Annotated in this window: 21 protein-coding genes and 1 tRNA gene; 10 read left to right on the plus strand and 12 right to left on the minus strand. The window is 68.8% G+C overall.

Translation table 11 applies throughout. The features are described from left to right. Positions 1 to 16 precede the first annotated feature (16 nt). From thrC to argS, 4 genes are all read right to left on the minus strand, one after another. Complete coding sequence (gene thrC, locus J3476_RS12935) at positions 17 to 1102, minus strand: threonine synthase (RefSeq protein WP_179967532.1); 1086 nt, start codon at positions 1100 to 1102, stop codon at positions 17 to 19. Next, positions 1099 to 2439 (minus strand): homoserine dehydrogenase, encoded by a 1341-nt coding sequence (locus J3476_RS12940; RefSeq protein WP_207066858.1) that lies wholly within the window; start codon positions 2437 to 2439, stop codon positions 1099 to 1101. Before J3476_RS12940 ends, thrC begins: the two co-directional genes overlap by 4 nt. A 4-nt stretch (positions 2440 to 2443) precedes the next feature. Continuing rightward, on the minus strand, positions 2444 to 3778 hold the full coding sequence (gene lysA, locus J3476_RS12945; RefSeq protein WP_286182985.1) for a diaminopimelate decarboxylase: 1335 nt from the start codon (positions 3776 to 3778) through the stop codon (positions 2444 to 2446). A gap of 80 nt (positions 3779 to 3858) precedes the next feature. Continuing rightward, positions 3859 to 5511 carry an arginine--tRNA ligase gene (argS, locus tag J3476_RS12950; protein WP_207066860.1) on the minus strand — a complete coding sequence of 551 codons (1653 nt, stop codon included), beginning with the start codon at positions 5509 to 5511 and terminating at the stop codon, positions 3859 to 3861. 105 nt (positions 5512 to 5616) lie between these two features. On the opposite strand from argS, the gene J3476_RS12955 reads away from it, so the two are divergent. Next, positions 5617 to 5689 (plus strand) — tRNA-Arg (locus J3476_RS12955). A gap of 101 nt (positions 5690 to 5790) precedes the next feature. Beyond that, the gene (locus tag J3476_RS12960; RefSeq protein ID WP_207066861.1) at positions 5791 to 6045 is read left to right on the plus strand and encodes a hypothetical protein; all 255 of its coding nucleotides are present in this window, start codon (positions 5791 to 5793) and stop codon (positions 6043 to 6045) included. 5 nt (positions 6046 to 6050) lie between these two features. On the opposite strand, the gene J3476_RS12965 is transcribed toward J3476_RS12960, so the two are convergent. The 3 genes from J3476_RS12965 to J3476_RS12975 all read right to left on the minus strand — a co-directional run bounded on the left by J3476_RS12965 (position 6051) and on the right by J3476_RS12975 (position 9253). Continuing rightward, positions 6051 to 7205: an MFS transporter gene (locus J3476_RS12965; RefSeq protein ID WP_207066862.1), complete on the minus strand. Its 1155-nt coding sequence runs from the start codon at positions 7203 to 7205 to the stop codon at positions 6051 to 6053. Positions 7206 to 7248: 43 nt separating this feature from the next. Further along, positions 7249 to 8334: an AI-2E family transporter gene (locus tag J3476_RS12970; protein ID WP_207066863.1), complete on the minus strand. Its 1086-nt coding sequence runs from the start codon at positions 8332 to 8334 to the stop codon at positions 7249 to 7251. Positions 8335 to 8398: 64 nt separating this feature from the next. Beyond that, on the minus strand, positions 8399 to 9253 hold the full coding sequence (locus J3476_RS12975; protein WP_373889060.1) for an SDR family NAD(P)-dependent oxidoreductase: 855 nt from the start codon (positions 9251 to 9253) through the stop codon (positions 8399 to 8401). Positions 9254 to 9362: 109 nt separating this feature from the next. On the opposite strand from J3476_RS12975, the gene J3476_RS12980 reads away from it, so the two are divergent. The 7 genes from J3476_RS12980 (at position 9363) to J3476_RS13010 (ending at position 16306) form a co-directional block, all read left to right on the plus strand. Then, the gene (locus tag J3476_RS12980) at positions 9363 to 9806 is read left to right on the plus strand and encodes a nuclear transport factor 2 family protein (RefSeq protein ID WP_207066865.1); all 444 of its coding nucleotides are present in this window, start codon (positions 9363 to 9365) and stop codon (positions 9804 to 9806) included. Positions 9807 to 9840: 34 nt separating this feature from the next. Then, entirely contained in the window at positions 9841 to 11004 is a 1164-nt protein-coding gene (locus J3476_RS12985; RefSeq protein ID WP_207066866.1) for a sulfotransferase, read from the plus strand. Next, on the plus strand, positions 11001 to 12251 hold the full coding sequence (locus J3476_RS12990; protein WP_207066867.1) for a DUF1214 domain-containing protein: 1251 nt from the start codon (positions 11001 to 11003) through the stop codon (positions 12249 to 12251). The genes J3476_RS12985 and J3476_RS12990 overlap by 4 nt, the downstream gene beginning before the upstream one ends. A gap of 1 nt (position 12252) precedes the next feature. Beyond that, positions 12253 to 13086, plus strand: coding sequence for an oxidoreductase (locus J3476_RS12995; RefSeq protein ID WP_207066868.1), 834 nt, complete (start codon positions 12253 to 12255; stop codon positions 13084 to 13086). A gap of 2 nt (positions 13087 to 13088) precedes the next feature. Then, entirely contained in the window at positions 13089 to 13907 is an 819-nt protein-coding gene (locus J3476_RS13000; protein WP_207066869.1) for a mycofactocin-coupled SDR family oxidoreductase, read from the plus strand. A 114-nt stretch (positions 13908 to 14021) separates the two neighbouring features. After that, complete coding sequence (locus J3476_RS13005) at positions 14022 to 15182, plus strand: acyl-CoA dehydrogenase family protein (protein ID WP_163677685.1); 1161 nt, start codon at positions 14022 to 14024, stop codon at positions 15180 to 15182. Positions 15183 to 15190: 8 nt separating this feature from the next. Continuing rightward, the gene (locus tag J3476_RS13010; protein ID WP_207066870.1) at positions 15191 to 16306 is read left to right on the plus strand and encodes an acyl-CoA dehydrogenase family protein; all 1116 of its coding nucleotides are present in this window, start codon (positions 15191 to 15193) and stop codon (positions 16304 to 16306) included. Here the strand turns inward: J3476_RS13010 and J3476_RS13015 are convergent. Both J3476_RS13015 and J3476_RS13020 read right to left on the minus strand, forming a co-directional pair. Then, on the minus strand, positions 16303 to 17091 hold the full coding sequence (locus J3476_RS13015) for an alpha/beta hydrolase (protein WP_207066871.1): 789 nt from the start codon (positions 17089 to 17091) through the stop codon (positions 16303 to 16305). The genes J3476_RS13010 and J3476_RS13015 overlap by 4 nt on opposite strands. 28 nt (positions 17092 to 17119) lie before the next feature. Continuing rightward, on the minus strand, positions 17120 to 18091 hold the full coding sequence (locus J3476_RS13020) for a linear amide C-N hydrolase (protein WP_207066872.1): 972 nt from the start codon (positions 18089 to 18091) through the stop codon (positions 17120 to 17122). A 949-nt stretch (positions 18092 to 19040) separates the two neighbouring features. Between J3476_RS13020 and J3476_RS13025 the strand changes: the two genes are divergently transcribed. After that, complete coding sequence (locus J3476_RS13025; protein ID WP_207066873.1) at positions 19041 to 19268, plus strand: hypothetical protein; 228 nt, start codon at positions 19041 to 19043, stop codon at positions 19266 to 19268. 103 nt (positions 19269 to 19371) lie between these two features. Here J3476_RS13025 and J3476_RS13030 read toward each other — a convergent pair whose 3' ends face one another. From J3476_RS13030 to J3476_RS13040, 3 genes are read right to left on the minus strand one after another with little or no spacing between them, the layout of a single operon-like run. Next, on the minus strand, positions 19372 to 20046 hold the full coding sequence (locus tag J3476_RS13030) for a DUF899 domain-containing protein (RefSeq protein ID WP_207066874.1): 675 nt from the start codon (positions 20044 to 20046) through the stop codon (positions 19372 to 19374). Further along, positions 20043 to 21356 (minus strand): threonine/serine exporter ThrE family protein, encoded by a 1314-nt coding sequence (locus J3476_RS13035; RefSeq protein ID WP_207066875.1) that lies wholly within the window; start codon positions 21354 to 21356, stop codon positions 20043 to 20045. Before J3476_RS13035 ends, J3476_RS13030 begins: the two co-directional genes overlap by 4 nt. 56 nt (positions 21357 to 21412) lie before the next feature. Continuing rightward, positions 21413 to 22285, minus strand: a complete 873-nt coding sequence (locus tag J3476_RS13040) for an LLM class flavin-dependent oxidoreductase (protein WP_207066942.1) — start codon at positions 22283 to 22285, stop codon at positions 21413 to 21415. Positions 22286 to 22295: the final 10 nt, after the last annotated feature.

The raw sequence follows: 22295 nt of genomic DNA on the forward strand, positions 1-22295 counted from the left end.
AGGGCTTCCAACCGCCTCAGACCAGACCCAGTTTGGCGACCACGGCCACCGGGTCGACGGGGACGGGGATGACCGCCGGCATGCCCTTGAGCGCGGTGTCGGGATCCTTGAGGCCGTTGCCGGTCACCGTGCACACCACGGTCGACCCGCGGGCCACCAGGCCGTCCTCGATCGCCTTGAGCAGCCCGGCGATGCTGGCCGCCGACGCGGGTTCGACGAACACGCCTTCGGCGCGCGCGACCAGATGGTAGGCGGCCAGGATCTCCTCGTCGGTGGCGGCCAGGAAGCGCCCATCGGACTGCTGCTGGGCCTCGACCGCAGAACTCCAGGACGCCGGTGAGCCGATGCGGATCGCGGTGGCGATGGTCTCGGGATCGCTGACCGGTTCACCGAGCACCAGCGGCGCCGCGCCGGCGGCCTGAGTGCCGATCATGCGCGGCAGTCGGGTGGCCAGACCGTCGCGGTGGTATTCGGTGTAGCCCTTCCAGTAGGCGGTGATGTTGCCGGCGTTGCCCACGGGAAGTGCGTGCACGTCCGGGGCGTCACCGAGCGCGTCGACGATCTCGAACGCCGCGGTCTTCTGACCTTCGATGCGGAACGGGTTGACCGAGTTGACAAGTGACACCGTCGGGAAGTCCGACGTCAGCTTGCGGGCCAGTTCCAGGCAGTCGTCGAAGTTGCCGTCGATCTGGATGATCTTCGCGCCGTGCATGACGGCCTGGGCGAGCTTGCCCATCGCGATCTTGCCCTGGGGCACCAGCACCGCGCACGTGATGCCGGCGCGCGCGGCATAGGCGGCCGCCGAGGCCGAGGTGTTGCCCGTCGAGGCGCACAGCACGGCTTGCTGACCGCGGGCGACCGCCTCGGTCACCGCCATGGTCATGCCGCGGTCCTTGAACGAGCCGGTCGGGTTGAGTCCCTCGACCTTGAGGTGCACGGTGCAGCCGGTGTAGTCCGACAGCCGCGGCGCGGGCAGCAGCGGGGTGCCGCCCTCGCGCAGCGTGATCGCCGTCCAGTCGTCCTCGACGGGCAACCGGTCCCGGTAGGCGGCGATCAGGCCGGGCCAGGGCTGGTGCACAGCCTGTGGCGCAGTGGTGCTCACTCGGTGGTCCCTTCCATCCGCAGCACGCTGTTGATGCTCTGCACGACCTCCAGATCGGACAGTGCGGCAACGGTTTCCGACAGCGCGGCGTCCGTCGCCTGGTGGGTGACGACGACGATGCGCGCTCCGCAGCGCTGTCCGCCTTCGTCGACCATGCCCTCCTGGCGCACCTCGGCGATGCTGACCTCGTGCTGGCTGAACTCGGCGGCGACCGCCGCGAGCACACCCGGACGGTCGGCGACGTTCATGTTCACGTAGTAGCGCGTGGGTATCACGCCGATGGGCGCGATCGGCAGCTTAGCGTAGTTGGAGTCCCGTGGTCCGCGCCCGCCGGAGACCCGGTTGCGGGCCGCCATGACCAGATCGCCCAATACCGCCGAGGCGGTCGGCGATCCCCCGGCGCCCTGGCCGTAGAACATCAGCCGCCCGGCCGCCTCGGCTTCGACGACGACGGCGTTGAACGCGCCGTTGACCGAGGCCAGCGGATGATCCAGCGGAACCAGCGCGGGATACACGCGCGCCGAGACGCTCTGCTGGCCGGCCTTGTCGGTGAGCCGCTCACAGATGGCCAGCAGCTTGATCGTGCATCCCAGCGCCCGCGCGGAGGCGAAGTCGGCCGCGGAGACCTTCGTCATGCCCTCGCGGTAGACGTCGTCGGCGGTGACGCGGGTGTGGAACGCGATCGAGGCCAGGATCGCGGCCTTGGCGGCGGCGTCATAACCCTCGACATCGGCCGTGGGGTCGGCCTCGGCATAGCCCAGAGCGCTGGCGTCGGCCAGCGCGCCGGCGTAGTCGGCGCCCGTGCTGCCCATCTCGGAGAGGATGTAGTTGGTCGTGCCGTTGACGATGCCCGCCACCCGCAGCACGGAGTCGCCGGCCAGCGACTGGGTCAGCGGCCTGATGACCGGGATTGCCCCGGCTACGGCGGCCTCGAAGTACAGGTCGACGTTGGCGCTCTCGGCGGCCGAGGCGATCTCCCCCGCCGCCACCGCCATCAGCGCCTTGTTGGCCGTGACCACCGACTTGCCCTGTTCGAGCGCGGACAGGATGGCCTTGCGGGCCGGCTCGACCGGGCCCATCACCTCGACGACGATGTCGACGTCCCCGCGGGAGACCAGACCTTCGATGTTGTCGGTCAGCAGCTCGGTGGGAACTCCGCGGTCGTCGGCGATGCGGCGCACGCCGATGCCGCGCACCACCAGGGGCGCCCCGACCCGCGCGCACAGATCGGCGGCGCTGTCGTCGATGATGCGTACGACCTCGCTGCCGACGTTCCCCAGACCGAGGACGGCCACGCCAATTTCTTTGTCGGTCTTCGTGCCGACGGGTGCGCTCACGGTGTCACCTCACTTCCAAACTCAACAGATCGTCGACCGTCTCCCGGCGCAGCACCAGGCGGGCCTGCCCGTCGCGCACGGCCACCACGGCCGGCCGGCCGATCAGGTTGTATCGGCTCGACATCGAGTAGCAGTATGCGCCCGTGGCGGCGACGCCGAGCAGGTCACCCGGCGCGACGTCGTCGGGCAGCCACGCGTCACGCACCACGATGTCACCGCTTTCGCAGTGCTTGCCCACCACCCGCGACAGCGTCGGGGCGGCCTCGGTGGTCCGTGACAACAGCCGCACATCGTATTCCGCGCCGTACAGGGAGGTGCGGATGTTGTCGCTCATCCCGCCGTCGACGCTGACGTAGCGGCGGTGCGCGCTGGAGCTGACCGCGACGTCCTTGGTGGTGCCGACCTCGTAGAGCGTGATGGTGCCCGGCCCGGCGATGGCGCGGCCCGGCTCGACGACCAGGTTCGGGGCCGGCAGGCCGACGGCGGCCGACTCGTCGCGAACGATGGCCAGCAGCTTGTCCGCCAGTTCGCCCATCGGCGGCGGATTGTCCTGCGGCAGATAGGAGATGCCCAGGCCACCGCCCAGGTCGACGATGGACATCTGCGAGGTCTTGTCGATCCCGAATTCAGCGACCACGTCGCGCAGCAGACCGATGACCCGGTGGGCGGCGAGTTCGAACCCGGCCACGTCGAAGATCTGCGAGCCGATGTGGCTGTGCAGGCCGACCAGGCGCAGGTGATCGGTCGCGAACACCCGGCGCACGGCATCCATGGCCGCGCCGGTGGCCAGGGACAGCCCGAACTTCTGGTCCTCGTGGGCGGTGGAGATGAATTCGTGGGTGTGGGCTTCCACACCGACGGTCACCCGCACCAACACGTCCTGCACGACGCCCGCCTCACCGGCGATCTGGTCGAGGCGCTCGATCTCGATCATGGAGTCCGCGACGACGTGACCGACGCCGTTCTTGACGGCCGCCGTCAGTTCGGCGACGGATTTGTTGTTGCCGTGCAGGGCGATTCGCTCCGGCGGAAAGCCGGCGTGCAGCGCCACGGCCAATTCGCCGCCGCTGGCGACGTCGAGGGACAGGCCCTCCTCGGCGACCCAGCGGGCGATCTCGGTGCACAGGAACGACTTCGCGGCGTAGTGCACGTGCTCCCCGCCGCCGAACGCCCGGGCGATCTCCCGGCAGCGGCTGCGGAAGTCGTCCTCGTCGATGACGAACACCGGGGTGCCGAACTCGGCGGCGATGTCGGTGACCGGCACCCCGGCGATCGAGACGACACCGTCGTCGCCGCGAACGGTGTTGTGCGGCCACACGTTCGGAGCCAGCGTCAACACCTCGGCCGCGGTGCGCGGGCGGTCGGGGGCGCCGCCGTGGTGAACCTCCTCGGCGTGGCGGGGCCCGGCGGGGTGGGCGATCACATCCGCTCCGGAGCGCTGACGCCGAGGATGGCCAGGCCGTTTGCGATGACCTGGCGGGTGGCCTGGCACAGCGCCAGCCGAGCCGAGTGCAGCTCACCGGGATCTTCGTCGCCCTGGGGCAGCACCCGGCAGGAGTCGTAGAACCGGTGGTAGTCGCCCGCCAGATCCTCGAGGTAGCGCGAAACCCGGTGCGGCTCGCGAAGTCCCGCCGCCGTTTCGAGCACTCTCGGGAATTCCCCGAGGTTGCGGATCAGCGTGCCTTCCTTGTCGTGGGTCAGCAGATCCAGATGCGCGGTGTCCGGCGCGACACCGAGGTCGGCGGCGTTGCGCGCCAGCGCCGAGAGGCGAGCATGCGCGTACTGCACGTAATAGACCGGGTTCTCGTTGCTCGCCGAGGACCACAACTCCAGGTCGATGTCGATCGGGGTGTCCACCGAGCTGCGGATCAGCGCGTACCGGGCGGCGTCGACTCCGATGGCCTCGACCAGGTCGTCGAGGGTGATGACGGTGCCGGCCCGCTTGCTCATCCGCACCGGCTGGCCGTCACGCACCAGGTTGACCATCTGCCCGATCAGCACCTCGACGGTGTCGGGATCGTCGCCGAGCGCCGCGGCGGCGGCCTTGAGCCGGGCGATGTAGCCGTGGTGGTCGGCGCCGAGCATGTAGATGCACAGGTCGAAGCCGCGCTGACGCTTGTCCAGGAAGTAGGCGAGGTCACCGGCGATGTAGGCGGGCTGGCCGTCGCTCTTGATGACGACGCGGTCCTTGTCGTCGCCGAAGTCGGTGGTGCGCAGCCACACCGCCCCGTCTTTTTCGTAGATGCTGCCGGTGTCGCGCAGCTTCGCGATCGCCTGATCCACCCGACCGGAGGTGTGCATCGAGTCTTCGTGGGTGTAGACGTCGAAGTCGGTGCCGAACTCGTGCAGCGATTCCTTGATGTGGTCGAACATCAGGTTGACCCCGATGGCGCGGAACGTCTCGCGCATCTCGGCGTCGGGCAGGCTCAGCGCGTCCGGGTCCTTGGCCAGCACCTGGGCGGCGATGTCACCGATGTAGGTGCCGGCGTAGCCGTCCTCGGGGGTGGGCTCGCCCTTGGCGGCGGCGATCAGCGAGTTGGTGAACCGGTCGATCTGCGCGCCGTGATCGTTGAAGTAGTACTCGCGTACCACCTCGGCGCCCTGGGTGCTCAGCAGCCGGCCCAGCGCGTCGCCGACGGCGGCCCAGCGCGTACCGCCGATGTGGATGGGGCCGGTGGGGTTGGCGGAGACGAACTCGAGGTTGACCTTGCGCCCGTCCAGCGCCTGTGACGTGCCGTACCGCCCGGCGGCGGCGATGACGTCGCCGACCAGGACGTTCTGCGCCGACGCCTCGATCCGCAGGTTCACGAACCCCGGCCCGGCGACCTCGGCGGCGGCGATGCCGTCCTGGTCGGCCAGCGCGGCGGCCAGCCAGCCGGCCAGCTCCCGCGGGTTCGCGCCGGCCTTCTTGCCGAGCTGAAGCGCCAGGTTGGTGGCGTAATCCCCGTGCTCGGGGTTGCGCGGACGCTCGACGGTCACGGTCGCGGGCAGCACAGCGGTGTCGAGGCCGTGCTCGGTCAGCACCGCGGCAGCGGTCGACTTGAGCAGCTCGGCCAGATCGGCGGGGGTCACGGGGGTCCATCCTATGGTCTGGGCCCTTCTGGCCCCGAATCCGTTTCCCGTTGTGCGGATGCGCTACGCTAGGCCACGCCCAACGGCGCAATCAGTACCGCGTGCGCCCCCGTAGCTCAGGGGATAGAGCGTCTGCCTCCGGAGCAGAAGGCCGCAGGTTCGAATCCTGCCGGGGGCACTTTCCCACACTGCAGTTCAGCGCAGTTCAGTGCGCCTCATCTCGCTCCCGCCGCCGTCGTCTCTGTGGACTTGTCGGACCCCTGGTTCATGCTTCTGGTCATGGCAGATCGCGCCGAACCCTTCGGGCAGCCGGTGACCACCTCGACCCACCTTCTCCTCGGTGCCATGCGGGGCGGCTGGCGTGCGCTGGCCGACCGATTCACCGACGAGCAGGTGGAGCGGCTCACCACGATGGAGCGGCACCCGGCCTATTTGGGTCGGCCGGAGTTCCTGCTCCTCGAGGCGCTCGAGTATGTCCAGCCCGGCTTCCTCGGCGAGTACCTGGCCGAGATCGCCGCTCAACCGGAACCGTGACCGCGTCAGCCCCGGGCTGCGTCGTGCACTGACGGCAGCATCAACACCACCCCACTGCCCAGCGACACCGCGGCGGTGATCACCAGCACCGTCCCCAGCCCCAGCCCGGGGATCACCGCGCCGGCCACGGCCGGCGCAGCCACCGAGCTGACGGCCCCGACGACCAGACAGGCGGTGAACGCCGCGCCGGCGCGCTCGGGCACCAGCTCGGCCGTCCACACCGCCAGCACCGCCGAACCGGTCATGTACCCGACGCCGAAGATGCACGCCGAGATCGCCACCGCGGCCAGCGACTCGCTGGCCAGCCCGAGCAGTACCAACGCGCCAGCCACTATCACCAGGCACAACGCCGCAACCCTGGCGCTGCCCAACCGCTGGGCGGCGGTTCCGGTCGCCACGCCCACCACCCCGGTGAGACCGATCGCGATGTACAACGCCGGGACGGCCCACTCCGGCAACGAGCCGCGATCCAGCACGTCGGCGGCGTAGGTGAAATAGATGACGACCGCGGCGAAGTAGACCACCGAATACGCGGCCGGTACCCGCAACGCCACGGCCAGCGAGGGTCCGCCGGCCGACCGTTTCGCGGCGGGGACCGGCGCCGTGCGCGGCACCAGCCGCAGATTCACCAGCGCAGCCAGCACCGCAGCGACGGCGATCGCGACCCAGACCAGCCGCCACGAACCCACGATGGCCAGGATCGCCAGACCACCCAAGACGACGAGCCCGCCGCTGGTGCCGGTGGTGATGATGGCCAGCGCCCGGGGCTGCTGCCGCAGCGTCACGGTGCGCGTCACGATGTCGGAGTACGGAGCCCACACCCAGCCGCCGGCGCCGCCGGCGAGCACCGCGCCGAGCGCCAGTAGCCACGGTGACGGGGCGAGCGCCACGATCACCGCACCCACCGCCCCGCAGACACCGCCCACGGTCGTCGGCGCGCGGGACCCGCGGCGGGCGGCCAAAGGGCCGGCGAGCAGCAGGCCGGCCAGATATCCGACGAAGGTGGCGCTGGCGATGAGGCCGAGCACCAGCTCCGACAGGCCGAGGTCGGCGCGGATGTCGGGCAGGGTCACGCCATAGGCGTACCGGGCCATGCCGAACGCGACGCCGACCACCGCTGCTCCGGCCAGGCCGATCCGCCCACCCGCGGACAGCGTCATGGCTGGGTCCTCACCGTCTGGGGTTCATCGGTCCCCCGAGAAACTACGGGACCGCCCCGCCCTGCGCCGGAGGGGTTTCTCGGGAGTCCAGCAGCGAGCGCACCGCATGGTCGAGGAACGCCAGGAGCGGCACCGCCAGCAGCACCCCGATGATGCCGGCGACGACACCGCCGGCGGTCAGCGCGACCAGCACCGCCAGCGGATGCAACCGCACCGCCCGACCCATGATCAACGGCTGCAGCACGTTGCCCTCGAGCTGCTGCACCGCCAGCACCAAGCCCAGCGTGAACAGGCCGTAGAGCCAGCCCTTGGCCAGAATCGCGATCACGACGGCCAGGAACCCGGTGACCATCGCGCCGACGAACGGCACGAAGGCACCCAGAAACACCAGCGACGCCAACGGCAGCGCCAACGGGATGCCCAGGACGAGCAACCCGATCCCGATGCCGATGCCGTCGACCAACGCCACGACGAACGTCCCCTGCACGTAACCGGTGAGTGTGGTGAAACCGGACCGGCCGGCGTCGCGGACCCGTTCCCGAACCTGTACCGGGACGATCCGGGTCACGAATTCGTAGATGGAACGTCCCCCGTGCAGGAACACGATGAGCGTGAAGACGGTGATGAAGAAGCCGGTGAGGAACTTCGCGAGGGCCGACGCCGTCGACACGACACCGCTGGTGATCTCGGCCTGACGTTGCTGCAGCGTGCCGATCGCGGAGTCGACGGCGTTGTTGATCTGCTGCTGGCCCAGCTCCAGCGGACCGTTGGCGGCCCAGTCGCGCAGCGCGTCGATGCTGACCGTGATCTGGTCGATCAGGTGCGGCAGACCCTCGATGAAGCGGGTGACTACGAAGGTGAGCAATCCGCCGAGCGCGCCGAGGCCGAGCAGGAACACCAGGATCACCGCCAGCCAGCGCGGCACCCGATGGCGGTGCAGCCAGTCGACCGCGGGCAGGAACAGCGCGGTCAGGATCAGCGCCAGCGCCAGCGGCACCACGATGACCACGAAGCGCTGGATCAACCAGAACAGCACCGCTGCCGCCCCGGCCAGCACCAGCAGCCGCCACGCCCACGCGGCGGCTTTGCGGACCTGCGGTGTGACCGCCTCGTCGGCGAAGTCAGGCATCAGCGTCAACCTCCTGCGCGGCTCATACCCACACCCGCGGAGCTGACACAGCCCGCCTGCTGGGTCACCCGGGCAGCGAGGTCCCGGTCTCCTTCTCGGCGAACTCCCACAGCCGGCGCGCGTCGTCGTAGTCACACGCGTTCGGCGTACGACCGCTCAGTGTCGGGCCTCCCTTGAAACCGAAGCGGCCGTTGATACCCACGTAGCTGCCCGGCGGGATCGGTTCGGTCAGGCAGTACAGCGTCGGCGCCGCGCCGGCCTCGATGTCGTTGCCGATGCGGTTGGCCGCCGCGGTGGCCACTTTGTTCACCACGGCCATCAGCGGAGCCTCGGAGATGTTCGTCAGGTTCGACGACACCCAGCCGGGGTGGGTCAGATAGCTGCTCACCGGCGAGCCGGCTTCGCGCAACCGCCGGTCGAGCTCCAGGCCCCACAACATCACCGCCAGCTTCGAGCGCGCGTACGCCGGGAACGACGACCATTTGTGCACCCGCAGATGGGGATCGTCGAACGCGATGGACGCCTGCTTGTGGGCGTCGGAGCCGACGTTGACGATTTTCGAGCGCACCCGCTCGAACAGCAGGTTGGTCAGCGCGAACGGACCCAGGAAGTTCGTCCCCAGCGTCATCTCGAAACCGTCGACGGTGTCGCTGCGATGTTGGGCGACCAGGCCGGCGTTGTTGATGAGGATGTCGACGTCGCCGTCGAACAGACCGGGGAACGCGCGCACCGAGGCCTGGTCGGCGAGGTCGAGTTTGACCACCTCCGTGTCACCGCCCATCTCGGCGGCGCGCTGCGCCCCCAGCTCCAGGTTGCGCACCGCCAGAATCACCTGGGCGCCGGCGCGCGCAAGCGCGGCCGCCGTCGCCAGGCCGACGCCGTTGGTGGCGCCGGTGACGATGATGCGGGTGCCGGTCATGTCGCCGAGTCGGTTCACCGACCAAGAGGTAGTCACGCTGGGAGATTAACCGCGCCGGTTGTCCGGCAAAACGTTGACATGACAGATTCCGGCTGGTTGTCTACCGCTCGTGAGCGACGCCGCCCGCGACATCGAGAATCTCGTGTACACCTACGCCGAGCGGATCGACGCGGGTGACCTGGACGGGGTCGCCGCCTTGTTCGCCCACGGACGCATCTGCGGTGTCGAGGACGGGCCGCCGGAGACCGTGTTCGAAGGCACCGCCCGGGTGCGGCAGATGTATGAGATGGCCACCCGCCTCTACGACGACGGGACCCCCAAGACCAAGCACTTCACCACCAACGTGCGTATCGACGTCGACGAGGAGGCCGGCACGGCGCGGGCCAGTGCGTACTACTGCGTCACCCAGGCCACGCCGGAGCTACCTCTGCAGGTGATCGTGACCGGCCATTACCGTGACACCTTCCACCGTGTGGACGGCGCGTGGTGGTTCGACAGCCGGACGATGTACGTCGACCAGATCGGCGACACCAGCCGGCACCTGAAGTTCTGACGCGGTGGGGCACCCCTTCGACGCTGCGAAGCTGATGACCGCTGCGCAGCAGAAGGAGGACCTCGACGCCTGGGGGCCGCTGCCGTTCGCCGAGCCGCTGCAGGTGTTGACCGACAGTTACGCGAGCGCGCCGCTCAACGACATCGGCGTGCACATCCTGCGATCAGGTCTGATCCACAGCCTGCGGATGAGGCTGCGCGCGCAGGAGTGGATCCGCAGACACCCCGAGATCACCGAGGAGGTCATCGCCGCGCCCGTGGTCGTCACCGGGATGATGCGCAGCGGAACGACCCTGCTGCAGCGACTTCTGGCCGCGGACAGACGGTTTCACTGCGCCTACGGCTGGGAGGTGGTCGAGGTCGCGCCCCGACTCGACTACCCGTGGGCGGGCGGTCCGGATCCGCGCATCGCGATCAGCGAGAAGCGCGAAGCGGTCTCCCGCGAGCTGGCGCCGGAGCTGTTTGCCATCCACCCGATGTACGCCCGCGAGGCCGAGGAAGAGATCGTGTTCCTGTCCGACGCATTCCTGTCGCACGTCCCGGAGTCCGGCGCCGATGTGCCCGGCTACCGGTCCTGGCTCGACGGCCAGGATTTCGCGCCCGCGTATGCCTATCTGCACCGGATGTTGCAGTTCCTGCAGTGGCAGAAACGCCGAGCCGGCGGCGCCGCTGCCCAGCGTTGGGTGCTGAAATCCCCGGCGCACCTAGGCTATCTGGACGCCTTGCGCACCCAGTTCCCCGATCTGCATCTGGTGCACATGCACCGCGACCCGCGGCAGACCATCCCGTCCGGGGCCGGCCTGAACGCCACGCTGCACGCCATGCACAGCGATCAGGTGGACACGACCCGCGTCGGGGAGCAGTGGCTGCAGCGCATGGGCTGGACCAACGACCGGGCGATGACGGTCCGGCAGAGCTGGCCCGATGAGGCCGCCCGCTGCACCGACATCGAATTCGCCGACGCGGTCGCCGACCCCATTGATCACGTGGCCCGGGTATACGAGGCGATCGGCATGCCGCTGACGGCGACGGCGGAGTCGGCGATGCGACGCTGGCTGGCCGAGCGGCCGCGCGAGCCGGCACGCGCACCCTACCGGGCCGCCGACTTCGGCCTGTCCGACGAGCAGATCACCGAGCGGTTCACGGCCTACCAGAAGCGGTTTCGCGCGGCGGCCCCACCACCAGGAGGACATGAATGACCGAATTCACCGGCGATCCCGTCGCGACCGCGTCGCAGCACGACCAGGAGATCGCCGCACTGGATCTGACCCGCCACCCCACCGTGCGAGCCGCATACCGCGACGTGGCCGAGAAGTGGCTGAGCCGGGCCCGCGCCTCACAGGCCATGCGGGAACGCTTCGACGACGCCTTCACCGAGGTGATGTTCTCCGCAGCCATCTGGTCGTCCAACCAGGACAAGCTCCGACCCAAGGTCAGCTGCATCACCCGGCTGAGCCATCCGGTCGCCGGCCATCAGATACCCGGGTCCCGTTGGGGCATCGACAATCCCGACAGCGTCTACCGGGTGATCCCGATCTCCGGCGACGAGCGCTACGAGATCCACGGCCGCGTCGGGACCCACCGGATGACCGAGAACTACTTCACACTCTGGAACGCCGACATGGGCACCGTCGCCGTGCTCAACGGCCGCACCATGAACGTCGACGCCGACGGCTCCTTCACCATCACCGTCGACTCCGACCCTGCCAACGGGCGGCCCAACCACGTGCAGAGCACCCCGGAGGCCCACGAGTTCTACATCCGCGACGTGCTGCTGCACTGGGATCGCGACGACCCCAATCACCTTGCGGTGCAGCGGCTCGGCGACAAGCCGACCGTCGCGGCGCGCACGCTCGACGAGCAGGCCGACGCGACGGCGGCAATGATGGCGCACTTTGCCGACTTCACCGGCAAGCTCAGCCACGGCATCTACAAGATGCCGGCCAACCACTTCGACCTGGCCTGGTCGGCCGACAAGGTCGGCGCGATGCGCAACCAGGTGTATGTGATGGGGCGCTTCGACCTGAACCCCGGGGAGGCGTTCGTCGTCGACGTCAGCGACGGCGGCGCCGAGTACTTCACGGTGCCGTTGAGCAACATCTGGGGCACCACGTTGGACATCTGTGACCGCACCGGCAGCCTGAACAAGGCGCAGTCGGTGCCCAACGAGGACGGCACCTACACCTACGTCATCTCCCCCACCGACCCCGGAGTCGCGAACTGGATCGACTCCGACGGGTTGCGCGAAGGCATCCTGACCCTGCGGATGGCCGAGTTCGCCGGGCACGGCCCCCGCGAGGACCTCGGCGCGCACGGTCGCGTGGTGCCGCTCGACGAACTGGAGAAGGCGGTGCCGACCCTGCGCCGGGTGTCGGCGCAGCAGCGGGCCACCGAGCTGGCCGAGCGCCGAGCGGCCTACCTGCGCCGTCTACCGGAGAGGATCTGACATGGCACGCTGGTTGATCACCGGATGCTCGACCGGCATCGGCCGCGAGATCGCCCGCGCAGCACTGGAAGCCGGACATTCGGTGGTGGTGACAGCACGCCGCGTCGAGTCGATCACCGACTTGGCCGACGAATACGGCGACCGCGCGGTCACCGTCGCGCTCGACGTCACCGACAAGGAGCAGATCGCCGCCGCGGTACGCACGGCGACCGACGCATTCGGCGGCATCGACGTGCTGGTCAACAACGCCGGCAACGGCTACCTCGCGGCGATCGAGGAAGGCGAGGACGACCAGGTCCGCAAACTGTTCGACGTCAACTACTTCGGCGTCGTGGACATGATCAAGGCGGTGCTGCCCGGCATGCGGGCCCGCGGTGCCGGGCACATCGTCAACATCTCGTCGATGACCGGCCTGGTGGCCAACCCGCCCAACGGGTACTACTCGTCGACGAAGTTCGCGCTCGAGGCACTCACCGAGGCGCTCGCGCAAGAGGTCAAGCCGTTCGGCATCAAGGTCACCGCCATCGAACCGGGCGCGTTCCGCACCGACTGGGCCGCGAGGTCGATGTGGGAATCCGCCACACCGATCAGCGAGTACGACGACACCGTCGGCTCCCGCAAGACCATGATCAAGGAATTCGCCAACCACCTACCGGGTGATCCGCGCAAGGCGGCCGACGCGGTGCTGATGGTGACCGGCCTCGACGATCCGCCGTTGCGGCTGCTGCTGGGCCGCGATGTGTTGAAAGCGGTGCGCGACAAGCTCGCCGCGTTCTCGGCGTCGATCGACGAGTGGGCATCGGTCACCAAAGACGTCGAGTTCCCGCGGGGCTGAGGATGGGTTCGCTCGACGGTCAGGTGGCCTTCATCACCGGCGCGGCCCGCGGCATGGGCCGTGCGCACGCCGTGAAACTGGCAGGCGAGGGCGCCGACATCGTCGCCCTGGACATCTGCACGGGCTTCGAGTTCACCGACTACCCGGGAGCCACAGTCGACGACCTCGAGGAGACCGCCCGGCTCGTGCGTCAGCAGGGACGCCGCATCCTGGCCCGGCAGGCCGACGTGCGCGATGCCGACGCGGTGGACGCCGTGCTCGCCGATGCGCGGCGCGAGTTCGGTCGCCTCGACATCGTCATCGCCAACGCCGGGGTCATCCGGGTGACCGACAGTGACCAGCGTCGTCGCGATTTCCGCGCGATCATCGACGTCAACCTGGTCGGCGCGTGGAACACCGTCGACGCGGCGATCCCGGACCTGGTCGCCGGCGGCCGCGGCGGGTCCATCGTGTTGACGAGCTCCACCCAGGGGTTGCGGGCCTCCGACACCGACCGGGCCGGTCTGCAGGCCTACGCCGCCTCCAAACGCGCCCTGGTGGCGCTGATGCAGGGCTGGGCACGTCAGCTGGCTCCGCATTCGATCCGGGTGAACACCATCCACCCCAGCGGCGTCGCCACCGACATGATCATGAACGAGTCGACGATGGCGCTGGCCACCGCCGGCGATCCGTGGCTGCTGGCTCAGCAGAACGCGTTGCCGATCGCGCTGGTCGATCCCGCTGACATCGCCGGCGCGGTGGCGTGGCTGGTCTCCGACGCGGCCCGGTTCGTCACCGGCACCTCGTGGCCGCTTGACGCCGGGTTCACGCTGCGCTCCTGAGCACCACCCGCCGGGAAGCACTGGTCAGCGATCTGTCACACCGGTCCGGTCACGGGCCGACCAACCGGGTGGTTAGGCTGGGTGGCAGATCCATCGACGGACCAGGAGGCCGCCATGCAACTGGCGCTGACACCCGAGGAAGCCGCCTTCCGCGACGAGCTTCGGACGTTCTACCGCACCAAGATCCCCGAAGAGATCCGCGAGCGGACCCGGCTGGGCGCCGAGGTCAGCCGCGAGGACATCGTCACCAGCCACAAGATCCTCAACGACAACGGCCTGGCGGTGCCGAACTGGCCGGTCGAATGGGGCGGCAAGGACTGGACCCCCACCCAGCAGCAGATCTGGCTGGACGAGATGCAGCTGGCCAGCGTGCCCGAACCGCTGACGTTCAACGCCAACATGGTCGGACCGGTGATCGCCGAGTTCGGTTCGCAGGAGATCAAGGAGCGCTTCCTGCCACCCACCGCCGCGCTGGACATCTGGTGGTGCCAGGGCTTCTCCGAGCCCGAGGCGGGCTCGGATCTGGCGTCCCTGCGGACCACGGCGCTGCGCGACGGCGACAGCTACGTCGTCAACGGACAGAAGACGTGGACCACGCTGGGTCAGTACGCCGACTGGATCTTCTGCCTGGTGCGCACCGACCCGAATGCGCCCAAGAAGCAAGCCGGTATCTCCTTCTTGCTCATCGACATGAACACCCCTGGCATCACGCTGCGGCCGATCAAACTCGTCGACGGCAGCTTCGAGGTCAACGAGGTGTTCTTCGAGGACGTCCGGGTGCCGGCCGACCAGCTCGTCGGCGAGGAGAACCAGGGTTGGACGTACGCCAAGTTCCTGCTGGGCAACGAACGCAACGGCATCGCGCAGGTCGGCCGCACCAAGCTGCGCCTCTCCGAGGTCAAGGAACGGGCCAAGGCCAGCGGCCTGCTCGACGACGCGCTGTTCGCCGCGCGCCTGGCCGAGGCCGAGAACGACATCCTGGCCCTGGAACTGACCCAGATGCGCGTCGCCTCCAGTTCCCAAGGCGGCAAGCCCAACCCCGCCTCGTCGGTGCTGAAGCTGCGCGGCAGCCAGCTGCAGCAGCTCGCCACCGAGCTGATGCTGGAGGTCGCCGGCCCCGACGCGCTGCCGTTCGAGGCGGGCGAGGCGATCACGTCTCCCGAATGGGCCCAGCACAGCGCCCCGCGTTACCTCAACTACCGCAAGACCTCGATCTACGGCGGCAGCAACGAGGTGCAGCGCACCATCATCGCGTCGACCATCCTCGGATTGTGAGCTGAACCATGGACTTTCAACTCAGCGAAGAGCAGGTTCTGCTCCGCGACACCACCCGCGACCTGCTCGCCCGCGCCTACGACACCGAGCGTCGGCTCGAGATCATCGACAGCGACCCCGGCTTCAGCCGCGACGTGTGGAAGCAGTTGGCAGAGATCGGCATCCTGGGGCTGGGCTTCGAGGAGGAAGCCGGCGGGCAGAACGAGATCCAGGTGGTGCTCACCGAGGTCGGCCGGCGACTGGCCCCCGAGCCCGTGCTGCACGGGGCACTCGGGCCGGGAGCGTTGATCGCCGAGCTCGGCTCGGCAGAGCAGCGCGCGCTGCTCGACGAGGTCGCCGCCGGCGAGCGGCTGCTGGCCTTCGCCCACCAGGAGCCGGGGATGCGCGGAGCGCACGCGCCGGTGACGACCAAGGCTGCCCGCAACGGTGATTCGTGGACGGTGACCGGCTGTAAGAACCCGGTCCTGGCCGGCGACAGTGCCGACACCCTGGTGGTGACCGCGGCTCTTCCCGACGGCGGTACCGGCGCATTTCTCGTCGACGCCGGCGCGGTGAACCGGCAGTCGTTCCGCACCTTCGACGGCCAACGCGCCGCGCAGATCGATCTGGATGCGGTGGCATGCGAACCGCTGGGCGAGGCGACCGATGCGTCGGCGGCCGTCAGCCACACCCTGGTGCGCATCTCGTCGGGGCTGTGCGCCGAAGCGCTCGGCGCGATGGAGGAAGCACTGCGACTGACCACCGAATACCTCACCCAGCGGAAGCAGTTCGGTGTCACGCTGAACACGTTCCAGACGTTGACCCAGCGCGCCGCCGACATGTATGTGTCCCTCGAGCTGGCTCGCAGCATGACACTGTATGCGGCCATGTCGATCGCCGACGGTGATCTGGATCCGACCATCGCGGCGCGGGCCAAACTGCAGATCGGTCGCTCCGGACGCCACATCAGCCAAGAGGCGATCCAGCTGCACGGCGGCATCGGCGTGACGGCCGAGTACCCGGTCGGTCACTACGCGGCCAAGCTGACGGCGATCGAACACACCCTCGGTTCCTCGCAGGATCAGCTCCACGTACTGATGGGTCAGCTCGGCGACTACGAGATCGCCACGGTGCGCGAAGGCTAAAAGCTCTGGGCGGCAAGCCATTCCGCTATGCGTTGGGCAACCTTCGGCCACTGTGGTTCAAGCATCAGGTCATGACCCGTGTCCGCGAAGAACTCGGGTTTCACCCCGTACGTGGCGGCGGTCTGCCGGACGTCGCGTCGAGCGATGATGGTGTCCGCGTCGGCGCCCAGCACCAGCATCGGGATCGCGGCAACCCGCGAGGATCTGACGCGATCGAGCACGAGCATGTCGAGGAACGCCCGGTAGGACTCGTCCTGCATGCGACGCTGATATCGATCGACATCGCTGTGCGCGGTGGCCGCCGAGAAGAACAACTGGTGAGCGAGTTCGGGAGTGGCGACCAACGGCGCGAGGCGCAGCATCGCGTTGGCCCTGAGGAATTGCACCGGATGGTGTCGAGCGATGCGCATGGTGGCTCCCACTGCCCCGGTCGGCGGTACGGACGCGAGCAACACAGCGCCTTCGGCACGGTGGCGCTCGAGGTACTTCTGCACGACGAAGCCACCCATCGAATGGCCGATCAAGACCGGCGACGCCGGCAACTGGTCGACGAGGTCAGCCAGATCTCGCACGTAGTCGGCCACCCGGTGCCAGCGCAGCCGCTCGCCTCCCGAACTCGCTCCGTGGCCGCGCAGACTCGGGGCGTGGCACGCGTAGCCCAGCTCGGCGAAGTAGTCCAAGAAGTGTTCGTCCCAGCACCACGCTCCGTGCCACGCCCCGTGCACGAACACCAGCGGCGCCGGGTGGGCTTCGGTGGCAGCTCCTTTGACGATCACCTCGAGCATGCGCAACTCCTCCGCGGCGACGACGACGTCAGAAGCCGATGTGTCCCGGCGTCATTCGGGCCGTCACGTTCCCGACCATCGTCTCGTCATACGGATCGACGATCAACGGGTCGCCGCCGTCAGGCAGCGTCAGGTCGTCGAAACGCACCCAGATGGTGTTGGGGCTGGTCGTCAACTCGAAAAAGTAGACCCTGTTGGTCAGGTCGCACACTGTGCGGTACTCGGTGTTGTAGACACCGAATTCGCCATAGGGGGCGCCGAACGGCACCGACACGTTGCGCATGATGGCCAGCACCCCGGCGACTGCCTGACGTTCGTCGCGCGGTGAGGGCAGCAGCGCCGAATAGTAGGCCGCACGCTGAAAACGGTCGACGGCGTTGACGTTTCCGGGCAGTGGCATGTCCCGCGACGGCTGGGAGAAGTCCCGCTCGGCCAGCAGGGCGAGCTGCTCGTCGTAGGTGGGGTCGTTGGTCATCAGCGTGTACTGGCGGCCGTGGTGCACGATCGGGGTGCCGTGGTCGAATTCGATGATCGCCGAGTCACCGGAGGCGTCTTCCAGAGCCAGATGGATGGTCGCGTCGTGGCCGTGGGCGCCGACCATCACCACGTCCAGGCCGTCCATCAATGCCAGCGCTTCGGGCACGGTCGCCGCCTGGTCCAGTAGGTACTGCAACCACATGCCCGCGTGCACGCCCGGTTCAGCGGGGTTGCGCACCCCGAAGTCGGTGCTCTGCAGATACAACCCGTGCCCGGCGAGGCCCTTCTCGTTGAAGCCGTCGATACCGCCGAGGCCGTACACCGAGGTGACCAACGTCGCGTAGCGACTGGTCCAGCGCAGCGGATTACGGGGTACCACGTCGATGCCGGCCAGCGCTCCCCCGTCGCGCCGGCGGCCGGCCGGAAACGCGACGATCAGCGGTTCGGTGGACTCCGGCCAGTCCATGCTGCGTCCCGTCAGGACGGCCAGTTCATTCGAGTTCCACAGCACACGAGTGCACACGGCCACCAACCTAGGCCAGACCACCGGGTCGCCGGACGATTTCAGAAACCGTTGCGACGGCGAGACGCGCCAAGCCATGCAGGGCGCCCGGGTACGTCACGCACGTCGCCGGACCGAGTCGCGCACGTCGCCGGACCCAAGTCGTGCAGGGCGCCCAGGCACGTCACGCACGTCGCCGGACCGAGTCGTGCACGTCACCCAAGCCCGTCACGCACGTCGCCGAGCCCAGTCGTGCAGGGGCAAAAGCCGTGAACGCCGCGAAAGTACGGTTTCTGACGAGAATCGGGTGATTTCCGTCAGAAACCGTACGCTCGCGGGCTGTCTGGCCGCGGGCTCTGGGCCGCGGGTTCCGGGCCGCGGGTTCCGGGCTGCGGGACGCGGCATGTCTGGGCCACAGACGACTCCATGCCGTGAGCGCCTCGAACGTACGAATTCTGACGAGATTCGGGTGATTTCCGTCAGAAACCGTACGCTCGCGGGCTGTCTGGACGCGGGGTCCGGGCCGCGGGTTCCGGGCCGCGGGTTCCGGGCTGCGGGACGCGGCATGTCTGGGCCACAGACGGCTCCATGCCGTGAGCGCCTCGAACGTACGAATTCTGACGAGAATCGGGTGATTTCCGTCAGAAACCGTACGCTCGCGGGCTGTCTGGCCGCGGGGTCCGGGCCGCGGGGTTCCGGGCCGCGGGGTGCCGGAAGCAGGCTGCGGGTTCCGGGCCGCGGGGTGCCGGAAGCGGGCTGCGGGTTCCGGGCCGCGGGACGCGGGATGTCTGGGCCACAGACGGAGCGGAGGTGCTGCGCTGCGCCGATGCAGCCCTGGCGCCCAACCCCGTAAGAGCCGCGTGAACTGTGAGGAATCAATCGTCGCCCGGCCGCGCTTAACGCTGGAGTGCCCGAGCGCGATAGAAATGGGTACAAACCTGAAACGAGCATCCGCCGAGAGGAGCGCACGATGCAGGTGAAGAGGATCGTCATCGCGGCAGCCATTGCCGGTGGCATGGGTGCGGCATCGATGGGCCTGGGTGCAGGTCTGGCCAACGCCGACCACGACTGGTGGCTGCCCCAGCCGCCCCCGCCCGGCCACGTCGGACAGATCGTCAACGTTCCGCCCGGACACATCGGGCAGGTCACCGGTGTGCCACCCGGCCATTGGGACAAGCCGTGGAAGTGGGGCCGATAGTCAAGGCGTCGCTGGGCGGGAGTGAAAGTGGGCCGCCAGCCGCCCCGGCTCGGCGCCGCCAGCCGCCCCGGCTCAGGAGGCGAAGCGTGCCCGCCATGGTGCGTCAGTACGCGTCGTGCAACCGGATCCACTCGTAGGCCGGTTGCTGCGGCCAGCCCGGCGGTGACTTCTCCCAGGTCTCCTGACGGCCGTACGGGGTCAGGTCGAGCAGGTCGAACACCACCATGAAGGGCTCCTCACCGCGGTCGAACGTCTGCCAGGTGTGGAAGACCCGCTCACCGCCACGCAGAAACACACTGATGGAGTGCCGTTCCTGACCGTCGATGGTGGTGCGGAAATCCTCGTTGAAGGTCGACCGGCCCGACGACACCCAGGGCAGGTCCCAGCCCATGCGGTCCTTGAAGGCCACCAGTTTGCCCACCGGCGCGCGCGCCACCAGCACGAACGCGGTGTCCTTGGCATACAGGTGCGACAGCGGCCCGACGTGATCGGCCATCATCGAGCACCCGGCGCAGCCCTCGTCCCACTCCGGCGCGAACATGAAGTGCTGAACGATCAGCTGCTTGCGCCCCTCGAACAGGTCGAGCAGGGTCAGCGGGCCCGTCTCGGTGTCGAACACGTATGGGGTGTCGATCTCGACCATGGGCAGGCGGCGGCGGGCGGCGCTGACTGCGTCCTTGGCGCGGATGAGGTCCTTCTCCAGCACCAGCAGTTCGGCGCGCGCCGTCTCCCACTCGGCCCGCGACACGATGGGTGGCAACGCGTCGGTGTCGGTCATGCTTCGAGCTTGCCACTGTTGAGGCCGTCATCTCGGCGCGCGAACACCGTGTCGTAGATGCTCCAGGCCACCAATGTGCCCAGCGCGATGGAGAACACCGCGGAGAAGGTGTTGCCCAACGTGGCGGCGTCCAGCGACCGCTGCACCGCGGCCGCGGTGATCGACTCGAAACCCAACGCGCCGGGCACCAGCGACCAGAACGCCGCCAGCAACATGACGAACACCGGTGGGGCGGTCTTCAACTTCGCCGCGGCCACGGCGAACGGAAACACCAGCAGCGCACCGAGAGCCCCGGAGTGCGCCGACGACAGGAACAGACCGCCGATCTTCTGACCGATGAGTGCCACGGCCACGGCGGCGGTCACCCACAGCAGCGACCCGCGCGGTGCGGACAGGTAGATGTAGAGCCCTATCCCGATGACGATGATCGCGACATAGAAGGACAGCGGCCCCATCCGGTCGGCCACGGCAGGCGACCCCGGCCTGCCCGCGATGGCCACCCCGATCGCCACCCCGAACGCCAGCAGCATGAGCTGGACCACTCCGTACACCAGCCGGCTCGAGCCCGCCATGATGGCGCCGCCGGCCAGCTCCATGGCTCCGATGGTCAGCGACAGGCCGGGCAAGGTGGCGACCAGTGCGGGAGCGATGATGCGCAGCAATTCGTCGTTCGCGGCGTCGGCGACGAACCAGATCGCCAACGTCGTCACCAATGCCGCCGACAGCGACGGGATGATGACGGCCAGCGTCGGGATGCGTCCGGCGACGACGACCACAGCACCGACCACGGCGCCGAGAAACACATACGCCCACAACGCCGTCCACGCCGGGTTGATGACGATGCCGAAGCCCAGCGTGGTGATGACGTAGCCGACCAGGATCATGACCGGACCGAACCGTGGCGTCGCAGTGCGGGCCTCGGTGATGTCACGGACCGCATCGCGAGGGGCGACCGCGCCCGCTGTCGCGAGACGTGCCACCGCGTCGACCTTGCCCGCGCGGTCGAGCTGAGTGGTGCCTCCGGTGGAGGCCGCCACCTCGTGGCCGACCTTTCCCACCTGCACGATCAGCACCGTCGGCAACGCGACGACGCGCACCGGCTCGCTGGTGTAGCGCGCGGCGATGCGCTCCAATCGCGACTCCACGACGCCGCTGGGTACCTGCACTTCGATGAGGGCGATGCCGATGTCGCGCAACATCTCGGCGACCTCGTCGACGGGGAAGGTGTCGGGTGGGGCCAACGGAGCCGGCACCTGCTTGCTCACCGCCTGCCACATCTGCTTGGCGCGACCGCCCCAACTGATCGTCATGTCAGCAGCGTGTCATCCCACCATCAGGTCCGGAACCGAACCGCGCGCGTCGGGCGTCAGAACTCTTCGGCGATCGCCGCGACCCGGCGCACCTGGTCGATGTCGGAGCTGGTGGGGATCAGATGAACCTCGTCGGCGCCGATCTCGGCGAAGCGGCCCAGCACCGTTCGCAGCTCGTCGTCGGTACCGGCCCACCCGGTCGTCGGCGCCATCGCGTCGACCACCTCGGCGGGAATCCAGTTCATGTAGCGACGCAGATGCCGGTGCACCTGCGCACGCGGCTCGTCGCCGTCACCGAGGGCGAACCAGAACGAGGTCGCCAGGTGCGGGGCCGGCTTGTCCACCTCCTGCCAGGCCTGCCGAGCCACGTCGAACAGCGCGGACTCCTTGTCGAGATCGAGGTCCAGCGTGATCCCGGCCAGACCCTCGGCCCAGGCGGCGGCGCTGCGCACGGTTTTGGGCCCGATCGTGCCCACCACCAGCTGCGGGCCCCCGGCCTGCACCGGCGGAGGCCCGACGGGCAGCGTCGAGTCGGTGATCTTCTCCCCCGCCCAGACGCGCTTCATCACCGCCACCCGCTCGGCCATCTGGCGCATCGTCTGCGTTGCCGGGTCCGCCCCGACCGCGTGGTAGTCCTCGTGGCGCCCGCCCACCCCGATACCGACGGTGAGCCGTCCGCCGCAGAGCAGGTCACCGGTGGCCAGCTGCTTGGCGAGCATGACGGGGTCGTGCAACTGCGGAACCACCACGGTGGTCACCAGCCGCACCCGGTCGGTCCAGGCCGCCAGCGCACCGAGCAGGGTCAGGCTCTCGGGGTTGTCGAACGCGATGCGTTCCCCCCAGCACAGCGACGAGAACGCGCCGCCGTCGATCAGCTGAGCCCAGGCCTTGAGCGTCCCCCGGTCCAGATCGGGTTCCATCACCGGCATCGTCATCCCG

The sequence above is a fragment of the Mycobacterium sp. PO1 genome (assembly GCF_017312405.1).
Lineage (GTDB): Bacteria > Actinomycetota > Actinomycetes > Mycobacteriales > Mycobacteriaceae > Mycobacterium.